The sequence below is a fragment of the Acidimicrobiia bacterium genome, assembly GCA_030584185.1.
GTDB lineage: Bacteria > Actinomycetota > Acidimicrobiia > Spongiisociales > UBA11373.
The window spans coordinates 761,663-780,415 of sequence record CP129495.1 but is presented as its reverse complement, the minus strand read 5'-3'; the positions used below and the strand labels follow the sequence as shown (position 1 = coordinate 780,415).

The 18,753-nt window shown below is 68.8% G+C and carries 18 protein-coding genes; 5 read left to right on the top strand and 13 right to left on the bottom strand.

Annotated elements, in window-relative coordinates; translation table 11 throughout:
* Positions 1-18 precede the first annotated feature (18 nt).
* Positions 19-819, top strand: a complete 801-nt coding sequence (locus QY307_03955) for a hypothetical protein (GenBank protein ID WKZ83407.1) — start codon at positions 19-21, stop codon at positions 817-819.
* Here the strand turns inward: QY307_03955 and QY307_03950 are convergent.
* From QY307_03950 to QY307_03935, 4 genes are all read right to left on the bottom strand, one after another.
* Positions 783-1,631: a ceramidase domain-containing protein gene (locus QY307_03950; GenBank protein WKZ83406.1), complete on the bottom strand. Its 849-nt coding sequence runs from the start codon at positions 1,629-1,631 to the stop codon at positions 783-785. The genes QY307_03955 and QY307_03950 overlap by 37 nt on opposite strands.
* Positions 1,631-2,008, bottom strand: coding sequence for a hotdog domain-containing protein (locus QY307_03945; protein WKZ83405.1), 378 nt, complete (start codon positions 2,006-2,008; stop codon positions 1,631-1,633). Before QY307_03945 ends, QY307_03950 begins: the two co-directional genes overlap by 1 nt.
* 30 nt (positions 2,009-2,038) lie before the next feature.
* Positions 2,039-3,007 carry a pirin family protein gene (locus QY307_03940; protein WKZ83404.1) on the bottom strand — a complete coding sequence of 323 codons (969 nt, stop codon included), beginning with the start codon at positions 3,005-3,007 and terminating at the stop codon, positions 2,039-2,041.
* A 91-nt stretch (positions 3,008-3,098) separates the two neighbouring features.
* A complete protein-coding gene (locus tag QY307_03935) occupies positions 3,099-4,454 on the bottom strand; it encodes an NCS2 family permease (protein WKZ83403.1) in 1,356 nt (451 codons plus the stop codon).
* Positions 4,455-4,644: 190 nt separating this feature from the next.
* Between QY307_03935 and QY307_03930 the strand changes: the two genes are divergently transcribed.
* Positions 4,645-5,046: a DUF302 domain-containing protein gene (locus QY307_03930; protein ID WKZ83402.1), complete on the top strand. Its 402-nt coding sequence runs from the start codon at positions 4,645-4,647 to the stop codon at positions 5,044-5,046.
* 16 nt (positions 5,047-5,062) lie between these two features.
* Here the strand turns inward: QY307_03930 and QY307_03925 are convergent, their stop codons facing one another.
* Positions 5,063-6,316, bottom strand: a complete 1,254-nt coding sequence (locus tag QY307_03925) for an MFS transporter (GenBank protein WKZ83401.1) — start codon at positions 6,314-6,316, stop codon at positions 5,063-5,065.
* Between the two features lie 39 nt (positions 6,317-6,355).
* The gene (locus QY307_03920) at positions 6,356-7,369 is read right to left on the bottom strand and encodes a right-handed parallel beta-helix repeat-containing protein (GenBank protein ID WKZ83400.1); all 1,014 of its coding nucleotides are present in this window, start codon (positions 7,367-7,369) and stop codon (positions 6,356-6,358) included.
* Between the two features lie 60 nt (positions 7,370-7,429).
* On the opposite strand from QY307_03920, the gene QY307_03915 reads away from it, so the two are divergent.
* On the top strand, positions 7,430-8,338 hold the full coding sequence (locus QY307_03915) for a DMT family transporter (protein WKZ83399.1): 909 nt from the start codon (positions 7,430-7,432) through the stop codon (positions 8,336-8,338).
* On the opposite strand, the gene QY307_03910 is transcribed toward QY307_03915, so the two are convergent.
* The 4 genes from QY307_03910 to heR form a co-directional block, all read right to left on the bottom strand.
* The gene (locus QY307_03910) at positions 8,283-9,491 is read right to left on the bottom strand and encodes an aminotransferase class V-fold PLP-dependent enzyme (protein WKZ83398.1); all 1,209 of its coding nucleotides are present in this window, start codon (positions 9,489-9,491) and stop codon (positions 8,283-8,285) included. The two genes, QY307_03915 and QY307_03910, sit on opposite strands and share 56 nt — an antisense overlap.
* Positions 9,492-9,516: 25 nt before the next feature.
* Entirely contained in the window at positions 9,517-11,226 is a 1,710-nt protein-coding gene (locus QY307_03905) for a hypothetical protein (GenBank protein ID WKZ83397.1), read from the bottom strand.
* 25 nt (positions 11,227-11,251) lie between these two features.
* Positions 11,252-12,061 carry a L,D-transpeptidase family protein gene (locus QY307_03900; GenBank protein WKZ83396.1) on the bottom strand — a complete coding sequence of 270 codons (810 nt, stop codon included), beginning with the start codon at positions 12,059-12,061 and terminating at the stop codon, positions 11,252-11,254.
* A 90-nt stretch (positions 12,062-12,151) separates the two neighbouring features.
* Positions 12,152-12,913 (bottom strand): heliorhodopsin HeR, encoded by a 762-nt coding sequence (gene heR, locus QY307_03895; GenBank protein WKZ83395.1) that lies wholly within the window; start codon positions 12,911-12,913, stop codon positions 12,152-12,154.
* A gap of 93 nt (positions 12,914-13,006) precedes the next feature.
* On the opposite strand from heR, the gene QY307_03890 reads away from it, so the two are divergent.
* Together QY307_03890 and QY307_03885 are read left to right on the top strand one after the other, a co-directional pair.
* Positions 13,007-14,191, top strand: a complete 1,185-nt coding sequence (locus QY307_03890; protein ID WKZ83394.1) for a hypothetical protein — start codon at positions 13,007-13,009, stop codon at positions 14,189-14,191.
* A gap of 9 nt (positions 14,192-14,200) precedes the next feature.
* Positions 14,201-15,784 (top strand): peptidoglycan-binding domain-containing protein, encoded by a 1,584-nt coding sequence (locus tag QY307_03885; protein WKZ83393.1) that lies wholly within the window; start codon positions 14,201-14,203, stop codon positions 15,782-15,784.
* Here QY307_03885 and QY307_03880 read toward each other — a convergent pair.
* From QY307_03880 to QY307_03870, 3 genes are read right to left on the bottom strand one after another with little or no spacing between them, the layout of a single operon-like run.
* The gene (locus QY307_03880; protein WKZ83392.1) at positions 15,781-16,671 is read right to left on the bottom strand and encodes a TIGR03620 family F420-dependent LLM class oxidoreductase; all 891 of its coding nucleotides are present in this window, start codon (positions 16,669-16,671) and stop codon (positions 15,781-15,783) included. The two genes, QY307_03885 and QY307_03880, sit on opposite strands and share 4 nt — an antisense overlap.
* Positions 16,668-18,005 (bottom strand): dipeptidase, encoded by a 1,338-nt coding sequence (locus QY307_03875; GenBank protein WKZ83391.1) that lies wholly within the window; start codon positions 18,003-18,005, stop codon positions 16,668-16,670. Before QY307_03875 ends, QY307_03880 begins: the two co-directional genes overlap by 4 nt.
* 31 nt (positions 18,006-18,036) lie before the next feature.
* Positions 18,037-18,744, bottom strand: a complete 708-nt coding sequence (locus QY307_03870; GenBank protein WKZ83390.1) for a metal-dependent hydrolase — start codon at positions 18,742-18,744, stop codon at positions 18,037-18,039.
* Positions 18,745-18,753: the final 9 nt, after the last annotated feature.

The following is an 18,753-nucleotide window of genomic DNA, read 5'->3' as shown; positions in this document are numbered from 1 at the left end:
ACCGAAAGGGGAGTACCGATGACTGGTTTTCTCAACGGACTGGGCGGTGTCGGGAGGCTGCTGTTACTGATGGCGCTGGGTGCGGGCGTCGGCGCAGTGTTCGCCTCGGGTGACGCTCGCGGGACTCTCGGCGTGATCGCCCTCTCCCTCGTGATCCCGGGGTTCGTGCTCACCTCGATCGCCCGCTCGATCGGCAAGGTGAGCGGCGTCTCCAAGGACCTGGCAGCGACCGGTGTTCGCGGAACGGCGGTGGTGCAGGCCATGGGGGACACCGGGGTGACGATCAACGAGAACCCGGTCGTCCGTTTCGACCTGGAGGTGACCCTCGAGGGCGAAGAGCCATTCACCGTCGGGATCAAGCAGATCCTGCCGCGTCTGGTGATGGGGGCGGTGGTACCGGGGGCCACGGTTTCGGTGATCGCCGACTCCGAGACCAGGCGCAACGTCGCCATCGACTTCTCTCAGGCGCCCGGCGCCCCACAGACACCCCAGCCGAGCAAGCCCACCTTCGAGGTGAGCAGCGCCGCCGATCTGCTGCGAACCGGGCGTCGCGGCACGGCGACGATCAGGGCGGCGACCGACCTCGGTGACATCTCGGATCTCGGTGTCGTCTCCGAGGGCTCGCCGAACGAGGACGACCGGGTGTTCTTGATCGAGATGGACGTCAAGCTTCCCGGTCGGGAGCCCTTCCCGGCCAAGGTCGGACATCGGGTTCCGATCGCCATCTACGGCAAGGTCGGGCCGGGTGCCACGGTGGATGTGGCCGTCAACCGCTCGAACGATCAGGATGTCGCCGTCGACTGGGACACACTCGTCTGATCGGCGGCGGGCGGCTCTCCTTCACCAAGGAAGTAGCGGTAGAAGCACACCACCGAGACGGCTGAGAGCAGATGCCACAGGGCATGGCCCTGGAGCAGGCTGTCGGGCTCACACCAGGGCCCGGCGTCGCGCGACAGGTTCCACACGACGAAGGCGACGGCGAACGATCCCAGGCCCGCCCAGAACCAGGGCATGCGGCGTGGGTCGAGCCGCCGGGGCGCCCAGGGCCGAAGGGCGGGGTATGAGACCGCCGCTTCGACGCCGAGGGTGACAATCACGAAGACGCCGAACAGGGTGCGTCCGTGTTCGGGTGGCACCAGGGCGATGAGCAGGGTGAAGAAGGTGAGGAGAGTGGCGTACCAGGCGAGGAACCATCGCCAGGCACCATCGTGGATTCGGGCCAGGTCGTAGGCGAGGATGAAGGCGAGGAAGGCGTGCATCGACTGCACGTCGAGGAACCCGCCCCAAGCCCGCATCGAGCCATGGAAGGCGAACGATCCCAGCCCGAGAAAGACGGCGATGGCGCCGTAGAGAGCGGGGTACCGGTCGTCGACCGACATCCGGCCCGAGCCACTGCGCCGGCGCCCGGAGGCACCGAGCACGAGCAGTCCGACGGCGACGAACCCCAGGTTCGACCACGCGTTGGCCGGCTGGGCGTCGACACCGGGTCCGATGGCTTCGCAGTAGCAGTCGCCGCGGGCGATGCACTCGTCGGGCCCTCCGGGGTAGCCGCCGAGCGACAGCGCCCACATCACGCCGAAGAAGGCGATCACGGCCCCGACGCCTACGAATAGCGCCTTCCGCCGCACCATCACCCCAGTCCCTTCTCGAAGCGTTGCCGATCGACCCGGTGTCGGACGATCTCCCCGACGGCGAGGAGCCGGTCGCCGGAGCTCACCTCGACGCCGAAGGAGAACCTGCGCCCCGACACCTTCTCCAGCGAGGCCCGGGCCTCGACCGTTGCGCCGGGGCCCACGGCCGCCAGGTGGTCGAGCACCACCCTGATCCCCACGGTGGTCTCGCCGGGTCGAAGGAGGCCCTCCAGGGCGGTCATCGTGGCCTGCTCGCAGAGGGCAACCACGGCGGGAGTTCCCAGCACCTCCACAGAGCCCGAGCCGAGCGTGGTGGCGAGGTGCTCGACACCCACCACGACTTCGGCGAATCCTCCGGCGCCCGGCTTCGGTCCCATGTGGGGCGACGCTAGCGGGAGGAGCCTGCGTCAGGCAGGCGGGGGCTCCCTCGGGTCGGCGTGGGGGATGCGGCCCAGCCGGCCCGCCTGGTAGTCCTCGAAGGCCTGGACCAGCTCCGCTCGGGTGTTCATGACGAACGGGCCGTACCAGGCGACCGGTTCGCCGATCGGCCGACCTCCAAGGAGCAGCACGTCGATGCTTCCCGAGGTCTGCTGGCGCTCTTCGGCGGCGATCGTCACCGCTCCTCGCCCTGCCAGCACCGCCAGCTGGCCGGCGGCGACCGGGCGTCGCTCCTCGCCGGCGAGGGCGTGCCCGGCGAGAACGTAGGCGAGCGAGTTGAAGTCGTCGCGCCATGGAAGCCGGACCCGAGCCCCGGCGGCGATCGTGGCGTGGATCATCGTGATCGGAGTGTGCGTCTCGCCCGGTCCGGAGTGCCCGTCGAGCGTTCCGGCAATCAGCCGAAGGAGGGCGCCGCCGTCCGGGGTGGTGAGGAGGCCGACGCTGCCGCCACGGATGTCCTGGTAGCGCGGAGGCAGGAACTTGTCCTTGGCCGGGAGGTTGACCCACAGCTGGAAGCCGTGGAACAAGCCTCCCGAGAGCACCAGGTGCTCCGGCGGTCGCTCGATGTGAAGGATCCCGGATCCGGCGGTCATCCACTGCGTGTCGCCGTCGGTGATGACTCCGCCGCCGCCCTCGGAGTCCTGATGCTCGAGGATGCCGTCGAGCATGTAGGTGACCGTCTCGAACCCGCGATGAGGATGCCACGGAGTGCCCTTCGGCTCTCCGGGGGCGTACTCCACCTCACCCATCTGGTCGAGGTGGATGAACGGATCGATCAGCGAGAGGTCGACTCCGGCGAAGGCCCGTCGAACCGGGAAGCCCTCGCCCTCGAAGCCCAGCGGTGCCGTGGTGACCGAGACCACCTGGCGCTCGACGGTGTCGCCTGGTGGGGCGATCCGGGGGAGGGCGAGGACATCGGGAACGGTGACTGCCGGCACGTGGTCCCCAACCCCACCGGCGACGCAGGGATTCCCCGCACGCGTTTGGGGCGGCCCTTCCGGACCGCCCCAAACGGTTTCATCGGCGTGCTCAGCCGACCACGAAGAACCGCCACACCAGCAGCACCGACAGCACGTACATCGCCGGATGCACCTCGCGGTGCTTTCCGGTGGCTGCGTGGATCACCGTGTGGGCGATGATCCCGAGGCTGATGCCATCGGTTATCGAGTAGGTGAAAGGCATTCCGACGATCGCCAGGAATGCGGGAATGGAGGTCCGGTAGTCGTTCCAGTCCACCTTCGCCGCACCGGTCATCATCATCGCCCCGATGACGATCAGCACCGGGGCGGTCGCCACCGCCGGGATGACAGTGGCGAGTGGCGAGAGTCCGATCGCCAGCAGGAAGAGGACGCCGGTCACCAGTGAGGTCAGCCCGGTGCGGCCGCCCTCTTCGATCCCGGCCGCCGACTCGATGTAGGTCGTGGTCGACGAGGTCCCGAGCAGGGCGCCCGCCGTGGTGGCGGCGCCGTCTGCGGTGAACGCCGCCATCGGGGCCTCCATCTTCCCGTCTTCGGAGAGCATCCCCGCCTTGTCCGAGAGTCCGATCAGGGTCCCGGCGGTGTCGAAGAAGTCGACGAACAGGAAGGTGAACACCACGCTCAGCACGCCGGTCTTGAGGGCGGCTCCGATGTCGAGGGCGCCGATCAGGTCGCTCGGCCAGGTGAACCCGAAGATCCCATCGGTGAAGCCTGGGAACTCGGCACCCTGGTACACCTCGGCACCGGTCAGTATCGCCACCACCGTCATCGCGCCGATCCCGATGATCAGGGCGCCGGGAACCCGCTTGGCAACCAGGGCCGCGGTGAGCAGGAGCCCGCCCCCTGCCAGCCACAGGATCGGATCGGTCCAGTCGCCACGCGTGACCAGGGTCGCCGGGCTGTCACCGATGAACCCGGCACCCTGGAACCCGATGATCGCCAGGAAGGCTCCGATCCCGGCCGTGATGGCGTGCTTGAGATACAGAGGTATCGAGTCGAGGATGAAGGTGCGCAGACCGGTCAGAGACACGATCAGGAACATCACCCCGGACAGGAACACGGCACCGAGTGCCGTCTGCCACTCGTAGCCGAGCGTCAGCACCACCGTGTATGTGAAATAGGCGTTGAGGCCCATCCCCGGCGCCAGGGCGTAGGGCAGGTTGGCCCACAGCGCCATGATCAGCGTCCCGAAGGCGGCCGCCATGCAGGTCACCGTGAGCAGCTGCGGGAACGCCCCATCGAAGTCGATGGCGTTGGAGAGGATCGCCGGGTTGACGAAGATGATGTAGGCCATGGCCAGGAACGTGGTCAGGCCGGCACGCACCTCCGTCGCCACCGTCGATCCCCGTTGCGAGATCTTGAAGTAGCGGTCCAAGAACGACGACTTCTCCCCGGTGACGGTTGCCATCGGGCTTCCTCCTCCCAGTTGTTCGATCTTCCCGGGCGGGACCCTAACCGGAGCAGCAGGGCGATGCAGGGCCAACCGGCAGTGGTCGTGCAGCCGGCTGGTGAAGGCAGGCGTCGGGGCATCGGCGTCGGGATCCTGCCGTGACGCCTCGCCGGAGGCCATCGACGGTTCCGTGGCTACCGTGGCCGCCATGGACATCACGCGCTATGGCATCGGAGTGGCCACCCGACTCGGTATCGACGAGGCGGAGGCTGCCGTTCGAGCGGCACTGTCCGAGCAGGGGTTCTCGATACTCACGGAGATCGATGTCGCCGCGACCCTCGAGGCCAAGTTGGGGGTCGCCAGGGAGCCCTATCGCATCCTGGGGGCTTGCAACCCGCATCTGGCGTCCCGGGCGCTGGCGATCGACCCGCAGGTCGGGCTGCTTCTCCCGTGCAACGTGATCATCCACCAGACGGCTGAGGGAACCCGCGTGGAGGTGATCGAGCCTTCGATCATGGCCGAGTTGGTCGCCGATCCGGCCATGGCCGGGGTTGCCGAGGAGGCACGGCGGCGGCTGGTCGATGCGCTCGGTGCCCTGGTCGAGGCCTGAGTAGGCAGATCCAGTATCAGGCCGGGCGCCTGGCGGAGGTCGCAACGTCACTCGGGGACCCGGATCGGCGCGCAAGCACGAGGAACGGCATGGATGCCAGAAGTACTCCGGCCGAGATCAAGTAGGAGGTCCCGTACCCGAACGCGTCGGCCGATCGTCCCAGCGCCGGCTGGGTGACCACGCCCCCCGCCGAACCCAGGAGGGCGTCGAACGAGAGGACGGTCGCCCTGGCGTCGGATCCGATCAGACCGTTCAGGTACGCCTGTCGGAGTGGTGTGGCGGCAGCAAGGGCGACCCCCAGCATCGCCACCAGGACGAGGGCGACGCCCAGGTGCTCGGTGACCCCGATTCCGGCCAGGGCGATGGACCCCAGAGCCACGGCCGATGCGATGGCAGTCGAACGCCTTGCGAAGATCCGGCGAACCGCTGGGACGAACAGTCCTCCTGCAATCTGGGCGGCGGCGAGCAGGGCGGCGGCAAGTCCCGCCACCCAGTACGCCGTATCGTCACCATGGAGGTCCAGCAGGTGGGGTTGGAGGGCGTAGAAGGAGTAGATCGCCACTCCCATCAGGAACGGCGAGGTGAGCATCATCCACCTGATCTGGGGTAGGCGCAGGCCGCCGTCGACGGATGAGCGCAGGATCCGTCTGACCTCGGCGATCGGCCCGGTCTCACGGTTGGGCCGGAACCCGAGGTCCTTCATTGCACGAAAGGCGACCGCCAGGGTGATCCCGAGGACCACCGCCCGCACGATGTAGGGCACTGCCAGCGTGGTCGCCTGGGCGATCAATCCGCCTGCCACGGTTCCGGTGAGCATCGCCACCCCGGCGACACTCTGGGCCTTGCCGAAGACCGTCTCGAGACTCCCGGTGAATCCGGTGGCGGTGAGAGCATCGACCAACCACGCCTCTACGGCACCCGAGAAGAAGGAGAATCCGAGGCCGATCATGGCCGAGACGATGGCCCAGCCCCAGAACGGCGCCTCGATGCTCCACATGAGCAGGTAGAGGAGGGTCGAAACCAGCAGCGTGCCGGTGCCCAGGAGGAAGGAGGACCTCCTGCCGCGAGTGTCGGCCACCACACCGGTGGGAATCTCGAAGAGGACCATGCCCAGGGTGAACGAGGCGTTGGCGGCGAACGCACTCGTGGGGGTGAGCCCGGCATCCAGCAGAAAGAGGGTGTTGATCCCCCATATGAATGAAGCGGCCAGAGTGCTGAGCAAGGTCAGCAGCAGGTAGGTGCGCTGGATCGAACGCGCTCCCTCGGTCACCGGTGCACCCTATCGGGCCTGGCCGTGCAAGGCACCAGATCAGGGGAGCAGCGTCAGGACCACGTCGGCTTTTCGGTTCCCCGAGATCTCGTTGCCGGAGACCTCCAGCACCTCCTCGGGGGGCCATCCTTCGACCTCGAACCCCCAGACATACAGGCCGATGTCGTTGTCGGTCACGACGTTGTCTGTCAGCCGGTACCCGAGGGGCGACTGGTCGTCCTCGTCGCTGATCTGGATGGCGGGTCCGAGGTTGTGGCGGAGGATGTTCCCCCTCAAGGTGACCTGTCCGCCTCCGTCGATCCAGAGGGCACCGTCCCACCACCCCTCGGCGGTGGCGTCGAGGTCGTTGGCGGTGATGGTGTTGCCCTCCACGACGACGTCGAACGAGTCCTCGACCAGGATCCCCGCCCCGCGGTTGTCGTGGGCATAGTTGCCGCGAATCACAACGCCGCGGTTGCCGTAGGTGTTGATGGCGGTACCGAGGATGAAGCGGCCTCCGGGCAGCGGGCCGTTGTCCCATGCCTCGGTGTCTTCGATGACCACCTCCGTGCAGCCCTCGATGTGGATCCCGTAGCCCTCGATCTCCCAATCGGTCAGCTGCGCAGCGGTGCCGTTGCCATGGACGACCAGTCGCCGCAGGGTGACGCCGTCACTGTCGACCACACCCACTCCGATGTCGGTGAACCCGGTGATGGTCAGATCCTCCACGATCAGCCCTGGACAGTCCTCGCAGAAGATGCCCAGCGGTTCCGATCCTTCTCCGTCGAGGATCGCCCCAGGCTCGCCCTTGATGGTGATGGTCGCCAGCCCCTCGGCGCGCAACGATCCGTGATGGCGTCCCGGCAGCAAGCGGACGGTACCCCCCGGGCCGGCGATCTCCACTGCCCGCTGGAGGGTGGCGACCGGGTCGAGCATCCCCCCCGATGCGGCATCGGAACCATCCGGCACCACCCAGACGCCGTCGGCGGGCGGTGCGGCGTCCTCAACCTGCCCTTCGGCACACGCCGCGAGTAGGAGAACGACCAGGAGGGCACCGGACCAGGTGCGGGCCATGATCGATCGTAGGCCGCGGGACCGGGCGGGTGCCCTCGCCGGCGCCCCTATCGTCGGCCGATGCGCCGGGTCTGGTTGGCACTGGTGATCGCTTCCCTGGGATGGGGCACGGCGGGCGTTGCCAGCCGCGCCGTCCTCGCCGAGGGCGTTGGCCCCTACGCCCTCGCCGCGATTCGATCCATGGTCGGGGCCCTGGTGGTGGTCGGCTTCCTGATGGCGCGGCGATCGGGGATGCCCAGGTCGGCGGTGGCGTGGAAGGTCGGCGTCTTCATGGGGGTCACCAACCTGGCCGTGCCCTACATCCTCTCCAACGTCGCCCTCCAGTACGCCTCGGCAGGCTTCCTCGGGCTGTCCACCGCCCTGATCCCCCTCTTCACCGCCCTGCTGGCCCACTTCCTGCTACCCGCCGAACGGCTCGACGGCATCCGCGTCACAGGACTGGTGCTGGGGTTCTCGGGCGTCGCCGTCCTCCTCGGGTGGGGGGACAGCGGCCTGGCCGAAGGCGGCCGCCCGCTGCTAGCCGGGCTGCTCGCCGTACTCGCCGTGGCCTCGATCGCAGTGGGTGGCATCTACGCCAAGCACCACTCGGGCGGGTACCGATCACTGGAGGTGACCGGGGTCCACTTCGTCAGCGGCACCGCCTTCATTGCGGTGGCGATGCTCTTCTTCGAGGGGGTGCCGGCGGCACCCACCGTGAAGGCATGGAGCCTGCTGACCTACATGGGGGTGTTCTCGACCTTCCTGCCCTTCGTCCTCTACTACTGGATGCTGCGCTCCGTCTCGGCCACCTGGGTGTCGCTGTCCGGATACCTGGTGCCGCCGATCGCCCTGGTGGGTGGGATGGTGTTCCTCGACGAGCGCCTGCAGCCGGGGCTGCTCCTCGGTGGTGCGCTGATCCTGATCGGGGTGCTGCTCACCGACCGGGCCGAGCGCCGGGCGCGCCCGACGCCCTCACGCCGCGCATCCTGAGAGCATCGGCGAGACGCTGCATGTCGGCCTCCGTGTTGTACGGGGCGGCCGAGATGCGGAGCATGCGGTGCGGCGGTCGCGGCCAGGAGACTACGGGCACCTCGATGCGGTCCTCCTCCAGGAGGGCGACGTTGAGTGGATCGGATCGTCCGGTGTGGGATGCGGGTGCGACCAGAGCGTCCACCGGAAGGGTCGCCATCGACCCGATCATCGCCTCGGGGGGCAGGTCGTCGGCCTCGACGGCCTCCGCCACCAGGCGCCGCCCCTCCAGCGCCAGTGCCCGGCCGGCGGCGCGCAGCCCCGGCCAGCCATCCTCATGGAGCGCTCCCACCTGGCGGATGGCCTCCGGAACGCACAGGAATGCAGTGGGGTCGTCGGTGCCGGTCCAGTCGAACTGCAGGTGGTAGCGGCTGCGGTCGGTGCGCGGCGAGTTGTACCCGTGGCTCAAGACGGCGGGCACCAGCTGGTGGCGGCGATCGGCCCGGGCGTAGAGGAAACCTGCGCCCTTGGGGGCACACATCCACTTGTGGCAGTTGCCGGCGTACCAGGAGCAGCCCAGGGCGTCTACATCGAGTTCGAGCATCCCGGGCGCATGGGCGCCGTCCACCAGCACCGGAACCCCGCGTCCCTCCAGCTCGGCGACGATCCGCTCGACGGGGAGGACCAGTGCGGTCGGGCTGGTGACGTGGTCGACGAGGACCAGCACCGTGTGGTCTCCGACCGCATCGACGACCCGTCGAAACACCAGGTCCGGGTCGATGCCGGAGAAGGGGAGGGAGACCGTGCGCACCGTGGCCCCGGATCGCTCGGCGGCGCGCGACACCACGTTGGCGCAGGCGTTGTAGCCGTGATCGGTCACCACGATCTCGTCGCCGGGGTGGAGGTCGAGCGACCCGACGACGGCGTTCACCGCCTCGGTCGCATTCGACACCGGTGCCAGCCCTTCGGGGTCGCCACCGATGAACTCGCCCAGCGACCGGCGGGCATCGTCGATCAGACCCTCGAGATCACGGGTCAGGAACTGGACCGGCTGTCGTTCCATCCGGGCCCGCAGCGCCGCCTGGAACTCGAGCACCGGGTCGGGGCAGGCGCCGAAGGACCCGTGGTTGAGGAAGACGAGATCGGGCTCGAGGCTCCAGATGGAAGGGTTCATCGGCAGAGGGAGGCTATCGCCGCCGTCACTGGAAGGAGACGTAGACCACGGTCGGCTCGAGGTCGAGAATCACTTCAGGGGCCATCGGCCCGGGCACGTCCTCGTCGAAGAAGCTCTTCCATCCGAAGAGGAAGTCGGATTCCTCCCAACCGGCGGTGGTTCTGTTCCAGGTGGTCAGCTTCTCCGGATAGGTACCGAACCCGTCCATCTGGATCACGAGGGCGAGCTCCTTCGGATGGTGGATGAGGTCCCGGTCGCGCAGCATGTCGTCGCGGAACTGGTGCAGCAGCAGCACCTTCTGGGGGAGGGCGTTCTCCCGCACCAGGTCGGCCAGCCAGTCGACCACCTCGTTGACCTCCTCGGCGCCCACTCCGCCGATCTGCTGCAACGGCAGCTGATCGGGACCCAGCTTCCACTCCGGATCCAGGGCCAGCCCCACGTGGGGGTACAACAGGAGCTCCTCGTAGAGAACCGCCTGGTCGATGAATCGCGCCCGGCCCGGTTGCAGGTCGAGCAGGACGTAGGCGCCCTCGGCGGCGGCGACCTCGATCCAGGCGCGGAGCAGGTCGACCGGCACTTCGTTGGAGTAGTCGCCGTCGTTTCCGGGGTTGCCTGCGGCCACGGTGGCGATGATCTCGAACGTGGGGAGGATCTGCGCCCCGTCGGCGTCGAAGCCGACGGCGAGGGTGTCGATGCGATCCAGCCCGGCCTCCGGTCCCTGCTCTCCGAGTACGCCGAGCGAGGTCGTCGCCGGGTTGCCGTACAGGGCGATGAGACGGCGACCGGGGAACATCAGGAACCCGCCGCCGGGCAACTGGTCGCCCCTGAGCAGCACCTGCGCCTGCCATCCGGCGTCCGGATTGGCGCCGACGATCTGGATCGCCCTCACCAGGTCGGCGATGGGCATCAGGTCTCTGCTCACCGCGGTGTCGGCGCGCAGATCGTCACCGTTCACCAGTGCCATGAAACCGCCCGAGGTGAGCGCCCCGGCCGCCGCCACCAGGGCCGCCTCGGGTTCCTCGACGTCGACCAACCACAGCATCCCCGACTCGCCGGCCCCGGCGACCACGTCGTCCCCGGTGGTGGGAGTCGCCTGGGTCGTGCCGTCGGTGGTATGCGAAGTGAGGTACTTGCCGGTGACCATGGCCTCGACTGCGACGGCGACCGTGGCCGTTCCGCCTTCGGGGGGAAGGAAGATCTTCTCGTCGGCCCCGCTGAGACGGGCCACCTCGGCGGCGATGGTGTCGATGTCGCCTTCGACACGGGTCACCTCGGTCCACTCCGGCGCTTCGGCAGCGGAGTCACCGATCAGCCAGAGGCGTTGAGGCGCCAGCCGGTCGAGCTCATAGGCGAGCAGGCTCGTCATCCCCTCGTCGCCGAAGAGGAGTGGCGCCTGCAGGGCGACGGCCAGGGTGGCCGCCATCGCCACCAGGTCGAGGGAGGCGGTGCCCACCACGACGACGTCGGTGGCGCAGTCGAACATCGCCTGTGAGGCGGCGACGGCTGCGGCGTGGGGATTGCCCGCTGGGAGCCGTTCGACCACGGGCTCGGTGCTGCTGCCTCCTTCCGGAGCGATCACCGTCGTGCCCTGGCAGGGCCTTGGGTCCAGGGTGGTCGTGGTCTGGCCGGCGGGCACTGTTGCCGGCGGTCCCGAGGGCAGGGTCGTGGATCCGGCACCGCCCCCACAGGAGGCGGCCAACAGGGGCACGCAGACGAGCAAGATGGTGCGGCGCAACAGTGCCTCCGGGTTGGCCGGGAGGCTAACCGGGCCCGGTGCCGAACAGTTCCGCCACCGTCTCGGGGTCCGGTGGGGACTCGGGCACAGGGTCGGCCTCGGGTGGAACCCGCCAGATGTGGACGGGCATCCCGACGAACAGTTGCGACTCGAGCCAATCGGCATCCCAGGTCTCCACCCGCACGCATCCGTGCGACGCCGGGTAGGTGGGAACGCTCCTATATCCGTGGATTCCGTAGTAGTCGGTGAAGGCCCAGTACTTGTACACACACCATCCGGTCGTCGGGTCACACACCCAGGTGCGCTGATGCCACTTGAGCCGGAAGTCGCCCTCGGGCGTTGAGGCGGTCACCGCCCGCCCGGTGCGGGCGCTGCGGTAGGTGTACCCGCCCCCGCTGGACACCGGGATCACCTGGTGGAGGACCCCATCTCGAAACAGGAACAGCAACTGCCGACCCAGGTCGATCTCGATGCGGTCGGGTTCGTCTGTCCGTTCGGGCAGACCGGGATCGGGGAGCCCGGAGAGGCGGATCCAGTCGAGGGCGTTGAACACGTCGCTGCGCTCCAGGTCCAGGTACTTGTGGAATGCGATCACCGCCGAAGCCGTTGAACGGCCGTACTCGCCGTCGATGGCGTGGTGATAGAAACCGGCCTCGGTCATGGCCTTCTGCAGGGCGGCGACGTCGTCTCCCGCATCCCCGGGCGACAGGCGCACCAGGGGTTCGTAGCCATTGACCGGAGCGAGGGTGAAGCGGCCCTCTTCGGCTGGCGCTGCCGGGACGAATGCGGCCAGGGCGAGCAGGGTCGTCGCCAAGAAGGCAATGGTTCGCTTCACGCCGCCTCCTTCCCGGTTCCTGGCATCGTATTGCGTGCCGCTCCTGCCCCATGTCGGCAGGTGTCGGAACCGGCTGGAGCGGCGATGTGATCAGCCGGCCAGCGTGCCGGCGAACACCTGCCAGGCGAGGGCCGACTTCGCCACCAGGCTGAGCGTGGCGTAGGCGCGCTCGCCGCGGAGGTAGTCGGACCAGCCACCGATCCTGCGGTACTGCAGCCACATGTTGATGGCGAACGAGTTGAAGAAGAGGAACAGTGAGATGTAGATGCCGTAGACGAAACCGGGTGGCGAGGCATCGCTCCCCGGGGTGATCAGGTAGATGCCGATCGCCACCCACGGAATGGCACCGATCAGCGACCCCAGCCAGAACGGGACCAGGCTCCCGCCGGGGGACTCGTACCTCTCCTGGACCCACCCGAAGAAGATCATGGCCGCGTTGGCGGCGGCGATCGCGGTGAGGGCGGCCACGTCGTAGATCCCGGTGAGAAGGGCGATCAGCACCAGCATGATCGAGGCGCTGATCGAGTACTCCACCCAGCGGGCGTGGTTGTGGCCGGAAGCCAGACCTTCCTGGTAGCGATCGAAGTACCAGGGTGAGGCGATCAGGAAGTGGGCTGCGGCCGAGACGAACAGGAACGCGGCGACGCCGCCCGCCATCGACACCTCGAATAGGGTCCGAACCGTGCCCGGTCCCGAGCCGGGCGGTCCCTCGAGAAAGGATCCGGTCACGGGTAGGGCGAATCCGTTGGCCAGCAGGAGGATGGCGATCCCCTGGACCAGATGGAGCACTCCCAGCATCAGGTTGGTGCGGCGGAGGCGTCTCGAGACTTCGGGTGCGATGGCAACGGTCATGGCCGGCAGGCTACGGTGTCGGTGTTCTGGGTCAAGGCAGGCGGGCCGAGCTCCGATACCACTCGGATATCCGGTCGACGGCAAGGATGAACGATGACGCCCATCCGAGCGGTGCTGTTGGTTGCGGCCATCCTGGTTGCGGCGACCCCGCCTGTCGCCGGCCAGGAGGGACCCCCCGTCCTCGACTTGGAGTGGATCGTGCTCGGCTACGACCATTTCGAGGCCGAGCAGTACGAGGTCCAACTGATGCGCCCCGACGGGACCGACCGTCGGGTGTTGACCGGTGGGGCAGGGCGATACCCCGACCCCGAGATCTCACCTGATGGAACCGCCATCGCCTTCATCCGGTACGGCGAGGGCTATACGCGTCAGTTGACCCTCATCGACGTCGACGGGGGCAACCCCAGGGTCGTGGTCGAGGGGGCGGTGTACAGCCCGACCTGGACACCCGATGGCATGGAGATCGTCTACACCTCGGGCTCTGAGCTCTTCGCAGTGTCCCGTTTCGGGGGAGAGCCGCGCCTCCTGGCCGAGTTGGAGGGAACTGCGTTGTACCCCGATGTTTCTCCCGACGGTGCCAGCATCGTCGTGGAGCACCGTGATCCGACTGGAACCCTGACACGGGTGAGCCTGGTCTCGTCTGTCGATGGATCGGTGACCCTGCTGGCCGAGAACGGCTCGGATCCCTCCTGGGCACCCGATGGCAGCCGCATCGTGTTTCGCTCCTCCCGGGAGGAGTCGATCGCCACCATGTACCTGATGAACCCGGACGGCTCCGGTCAGACACCGTTCGAGACCGGAAGCAACGATTTCGCCCCGCGATTCTCGCCTGACGGGTCCAGAATCGTCTATGAGGCGATCGCCGACGAGACCGCCCTGATCCGGATCGTGCCGGTCGGTGGGGGTGCACCAGTCGATCTGCTGGCGGCTCCTTTCGGCGACTTCCGATGGGAGTACCCGATGTGGTGGGCAGCCACCATCCCGCCCGTTGCCGCCGAGCCGCTCGCTTCGACCACGACTCAGGCACAGGCCGTGACCACCGCCGCCGGCGGACCCGAGGAGAAGACGACCACCCTGGCGGATGTGGCTCCCGGTGATGGTCCCTATGCAGCCGACGCCGAGGAGTCGAGCTCCAACCGTGCGCTGGTGCTCACCCTGGCTGTTCTCATGGGCCTGGTGGTCGCCTTCACCGGTGGAATCGTCGTCGGCAGGCGTCTGGCGATGCCGACGACGCCGCCTCTCGAGCCGCCCCCGCCGCCGGCACCACCCCCTGACTAGCCTCCGGCCATGACCGGGTGGCGATGCCGCCTCCTGCCGGCGGCAGGCTTGATGCTGGTGCTCGCCGCCTGCTCGGACGATGACGCCGCAACCACCAGCACCACCGGTTCAGGGACCGTGGCTGCGAGCACGACGATCGAGGTGACCACGACGACGACACCGGCCCCCACTCCCAACGGCCCCCCGATCGCCTCCCCCGGAGACGACAACGAGGTGGCCGCCGCCTTCCAGTTCCTGCTCAACTGCGCCGGTCTCGGCCCACTCGAGGTCGACGGGGCCTTCGGTCCGGCGACGAGAGCCGCCGTCGAGGCCGCACAGGAGGCGATGGAGCGAGAGGTCACCGGTGCCGCAGACGAGGACATGCTGCGCATCCTGTCCCGCCAGTGCGACGACTCACGCCGCGTGGAGACGGTCGATGGTCTGGGTGTCTCATTTGGCAACGCCGGTTCTGATGACCCGGAGCTGTTCTTCGTGCGCGCCGATCAAGGCGGGCGGCTGGCAGTCGTGGCGGCGGGTCAGGGGGGTGTGGCTTCCATCGAGATCGCATCACTCGACGGAACCGTGATCGCCAGCGGATCGGCGGCGGTGGCAGCGACGGTGGCACCCGACCAGGATCAAGCGGTTCGAGTGGTTTCCATCGGCGGCGACGTCACCTTCCGCCTGTTCGTCTCCACCAGGCCTGAGGCGAGACCTCCGATGAAGGCCGCCGCACCGGGCACCGTGCTGGTCGATGGGACGGAAGCGGCGGTGTCGTCGGTGTGTGTCGACACCACAGGCGAGGCTGCGTTCGTGGCCGAGACCGCTGCCGGTTTTCTCGCCGTCGCCACCGGTGCGCCTGGAGAGTTCACCGGCACGCAGGGTGGCATCGGCGCCCCCGTCGAGTTCGTCTATCGGGACGGATCGCCTGGCTACGTGGGGTTCGCCCGGGACCTGACCGTCGAGGTGGGGGAAAGGGTCATTGGATCGGCCCCGGTCTTCCTCCTGGGGACGCAGCGGATCGCCGATGAGGCGGTCGCCATCTCGTTCGACTTCCTCCGCTCGGCCGTGCCCTGTACCGGTGGCGCCGCCACCTCCATCGTCCTGGAGAACGACGGGCTGGGCGTGATCGAGTTCGGGGTCGCCGATGACACGGCGATCGCCGCCGTGCGCCAGGCGATGCCCGGAGCCGCCCCGAGCGTGGACTCCGGCTGGCAGACCGTCGATCCGCAAGACAATCCCTATGGAGCGTGTGTCGCCGGAACATCCGAGGTGCGGGTGGTCGAGATCGACAACCTGACGCTGTACTTCTCCGACGGCCCGAGCACCTGGAAACCCGAAGGCGGGCGCCACCTGGTGGCGTATCGGGCGACCTCGGGCGCCTTCCCCCTCGCCACCGCCTCCGGTGCGGGGCCGGGGGCGACGATCGGCGCTTTCCTCGACGCCCATCCCCACGCCGTGGCCACCGTCGGGCTGCAGGGTGGGATCGACGTGTTCGTATCGTCGCCTCCGGGCAGCGATGCCTGGCTCAGAGCGCTGGCACCGACCGCCGCTCTTCCCACCGACCTCGATGTGGTGGTCGGGGCGGTGGTGGGCGGTCGGTTCTGCGACCTCTAGAGCAGCCGGTTGGCGAGGGTCGCCAGATCGTCCAGAGGGAAGGCCTTTTCGGAGAGCACCTGGATCCCGACGTGGTCGGCGCCCGCCTCCAGGTGTGATCGCACCCTGTCGGCGATGGCGTCGGCGTCTCCCCAGGCGACGATGGCGTCGACCAGGTCGTCGGAGCCCCCGGCGTCGATCTGCGCCTCGCTCCAGCCGAGGCGAATCAGGTTGCGCCGGTAGTTGTCGAGGAGCAGATAGCGCTCCATGTGGTTGCGCGCCAGGGCACGGGCGAGGCCGGGATCGGTCTCGAGCACCACCGCCTGCTCCGGGGCCAGCCAGGCTCCGGGCCCCATGACCTGGCGGGCGAAGCGGGTGTGCTCCACCGGGACGAAGTAGGGATGGGCCCCGGCGGTGCGCTCGGCGGCCAGCCGCAGCATCTTCGGCCCCAGGGCGGCGAGGACCACCGGCACCGGCGGGTCGGCCTCCGGTCCCACGAAGCGCGCCCTCTCCATCCCGTCGAGGTAGCCGATCATCTGCTCCATAGGTCTGCGATACGAACCGCCCCGCGCCGCCACCGATGGCGCGTGGCTTACGCCGAGGCCGAGCACGAAGCGCCCCGGCCACGCCTCGCCGAGGGCTACGGCGGCCCCCGTGGCGGCGTCGGGATCGCGCGCCCAGACGTTGGCGATCCCGGTGACGGCGGCGAGCCGTTCGGTTGCGGAGAGCACGATCGCCGCCGTGGTGAAGGCCTCTCGCCCGCGGCTCTCCGGGAACCACACGGCGCGAAAGCCCATCTGTTCGATGGCGACGACGGCGGAGCGCACCTCGGGGGCCGGGCGGTCGACCAGCGACCAGGACCACACACCCACCTTCCCCAGGGCGGGCACCGGGGCATCGAGCCTCATCGTGCCGCCAGCTCCCGCAGCGACACCGCCTGGGCGAGCACGAAGCGCCGCAGCTCGTCGAGGTCCAGGCTCTCGTCGGGGCCGTGTGCTCGGCACTCCGGATCGGCAGCGCCGGTGAGCACGATGGCAGCGTCGGGCAGCAGCTCGGAGAAGACGGCCACGAACGGGATCGAGCCGCCCATTCCGACGTCCACCGCCGGGTGCTCCCAGGCGGCGGCAAACCCGGCGCGAAAGGCGTCGAGCCGGGGATCGGCATCACCCAGCTGGAACGGCCACCCCGACTCGAGGGGGGTGGCGGTCACCCTGGCCCCCCAGGCGGGCTGTGATTCGAGGTGGCGGACCAGGGCCTCCATGGCGGTGCCCGGGTCGTCCCCCGGGGCGAGGCGGACACTCACCTTGGCCCGCGCCTTGGGGAGCAGCTGGTTGATGGCTCGTTCCACCGGCGGTGCGTCGACGGCGAGGACGGCGGCGGCCGGACGGGACCAGAGCCGCGACGTGAGGTTTCCGCTGCCGATCAGTTCCACCTCGGGCAGCACGCCGGACTGGGCGCGCAGTTCGGCCTCGGTGAGGTCGAGCGCCTCCGACTCGTATGAGAGCAGCCCGGGAACGGTGACATTTCCCGCAGCGTCGTGCAGGGAGGCGAGGATTCGGGCGAGGACGGTGAGGGCGTCGGGTATCGCCCCACCGAACTGTCCGGAGTGGACGCCCGCCTCCAGGACCTGCACCTCGAGCACGACCGAGATCAGGCCGCGAAGCGAGGTGGTGATGGCGGGGACCCCGACCCTCCAGTTCCCCGAGTCGGCGATGACGATCACATCGGCCCGCAGGGTCTCGAGGTGCTCCTCGAGGAACCCGGCGAGGTGGGCGGACCCGACCTCCTCCTCGCCTTCCACGAACACCTTGACCCCCACAGGGGGGTTCGCTCCGAAGATCCGGCCCATGGCGACGTGGGTCACGACCCCGCTCTTGTCGTCGGCTGCGCCACGTCCGTAGAGACGCCCGTCGCGCTCTTCCGGCTGGAACGGAGGGACGCTCCATCCGTCGTCGTCGCCCGGCGGCTGCACGTCGTGGTGAGCGTATAAGAGGACGGTGGGGGCGCCCGGCGGCCCCGGTATCTCGCCGAACACGGCCGGGTGGGCACCTTCGAGCTCGAGGAGGCGGACTCCCTGGTACCCGCTCGCCTCGAGGAGGCCGGCGACCGCCTCGGCACTGCGGCGTACCTCCAAGGGATCGAACCCGGTGGCGCTCACCGACGGGATGCGCACCAGTGCCTCCAGGTCGGCGCGGATCGAGGGGAAGAGGTCGTCTACGGCGCGGGCGAGGTCTTCGTGCATGGCCGCGACGCTAGCGGGTGGCGCCTTCCCCTCAGAGCTCGACCGGATCCCCAGGGGTCGCCTCCACCATGCGGATCCCCGAGCCCTCGAGGGCGGTGGCGAGCGCCGTCGGGGTACCCGCCAGGATGGGGAAGGTGCCGAAGTGGATGGGGACCACCGCGCTCACTCCAAGCATGCGGGCGGCCCGAGCGGCGTGGTCCGGGCCCATCGTGTAGTGACCACCAATGGGGAGAAAGGCCACCTCGGGCGAGTACAGCTCGCCGATGAGGGCCAGGTCGGAGAAGACCGCCGTGTCGCCGGCGTGATAGATGGTGGGCCCACCGGGCAGCTCCAGGACCCAACCCGCCGCTTCGCCGCCGGGGACGATCCCTCCATCGCCCGAGATCCCCGACGAGTGCACGGCTTCCACCAGGTGCCCGCGAATGCCTCCCGGCGCCTCGACGGCCCCGCCCTTGTTGAGACCCACGCAGTTGCCGACGCCTCTCGACTCGAGGTACGCCGAGACCTCGTGGATGGCGAAGATCTTGGGGTCGTGAGCCTCCGCCAGGCCGCCGGTGTCGCCGATGTGGTCGAAGTGACCGTGGGTGATGAAGATGGCATCGGCCCTGTCGGGCTGGTGGAACGCGGCGGGACACGCCGGGTTTCCGGACAGCCAGGGGTCGATGAGGCAGGTGGTGCCGTCGGTGAGGCGGATTCGCACGGCGGCGTGCCCCAGCCAGGTGATCTCGTGTCCGGACATCGTTCCTCC

Coding starts and splice junctions, on each gene's coding strand:
- QY307_03875 (WKZ83391.1), bottom strand. CDS start 18,005: ATGCACGAAGACCTCGCCCGCGCCGTAGACGACCTCTTCCCCTCGATC.
- QY307_03945 (WKZ83405.1), bottom strand. CDS start 2,008: ATGGGACCGAAGCCGGGCGCCGGAGGATTCGCCGAAGTCGTGGTGGGT.
- QY307_03935 (WKZ83403.1), bottom strand. CDS start 4,454: ATGGCAACCGTCACCGGGGAGAAGTCGTCGTTCTTGGACCGCTACTTC.
- QY307_03915 (WKZ83399.1), top strand. CDS start 7,430: ATGCGCCGGGTCTGGTTGGCACTGGTGATCGCTTCCCTGGGATGGGGC.
- QY307_03885 (WKZ83393.1), top strand. CDS start 14,201: ATGACCGGGTGGCGATGCCGCCTCCTGCCGGCGGCAGGCTTGATGCTG.
- QY307_03930 (WKZ83402.1), top strand. CDS start 4,645: ATGGACATCACGCGCTATGGCATCGGAGTGGCCACCCGACTCGGTATC.
- QY307_03955 (WKZ83407.1), top strand. CDS start 19: ATGACTGGTTTTCTCAACGGACTGGGCGGTGTCGGGAGGCTGCTGTTA.
- QY307_03880 (WKZ83392.1), bottom strand. CDS start 16,671: ATGAGGCTCGATGCCCCGGTGCCCGCCCTGGGGAAGGTGGGTGTGTGG.
- QY307_03870 (WKZ83390.1), bottom strand. CDS start 18,744: ATGTCCGGACACGAGATCACCTGGCTGGGGCACGCCGCCGTGCGAATC.
- QY307_03950 (WKZ83406.1), bottom strand. CDS start 1,631: ATGGTGCGGCGGAAGGCGCTATTCGTAGGCGTCGGGGCCGTGATCGCC.
- QY307_03890 (WKZ83394.1), top strand. CDS start 13,007: ATGACGCCCATCCGAGCGGTGCTGTTGGTTGCGGCCATCCTGGTTGCG.
- heR (WKZ83395.1), bottom strand. CDS start 12,913: ATGACCGTTGCCATCGCACCCGAAGTCTCGAGACGCCTCCGCCGCACC.
- QY307_03920 (WKZ83400.1), bottom strand. CDS start 7,369: ATGGCCCGCACCTGGTCCGGTGCCCTCCTGGTCGTTCTCCTACTCGCG.
- QY307_03910 (WKZ83398.1), bottom strand. CDS start 9,491: ATGAACCCTTCCATCTGGAGCCTCGAGCCCGATCTCGTCTTCCTCAAC.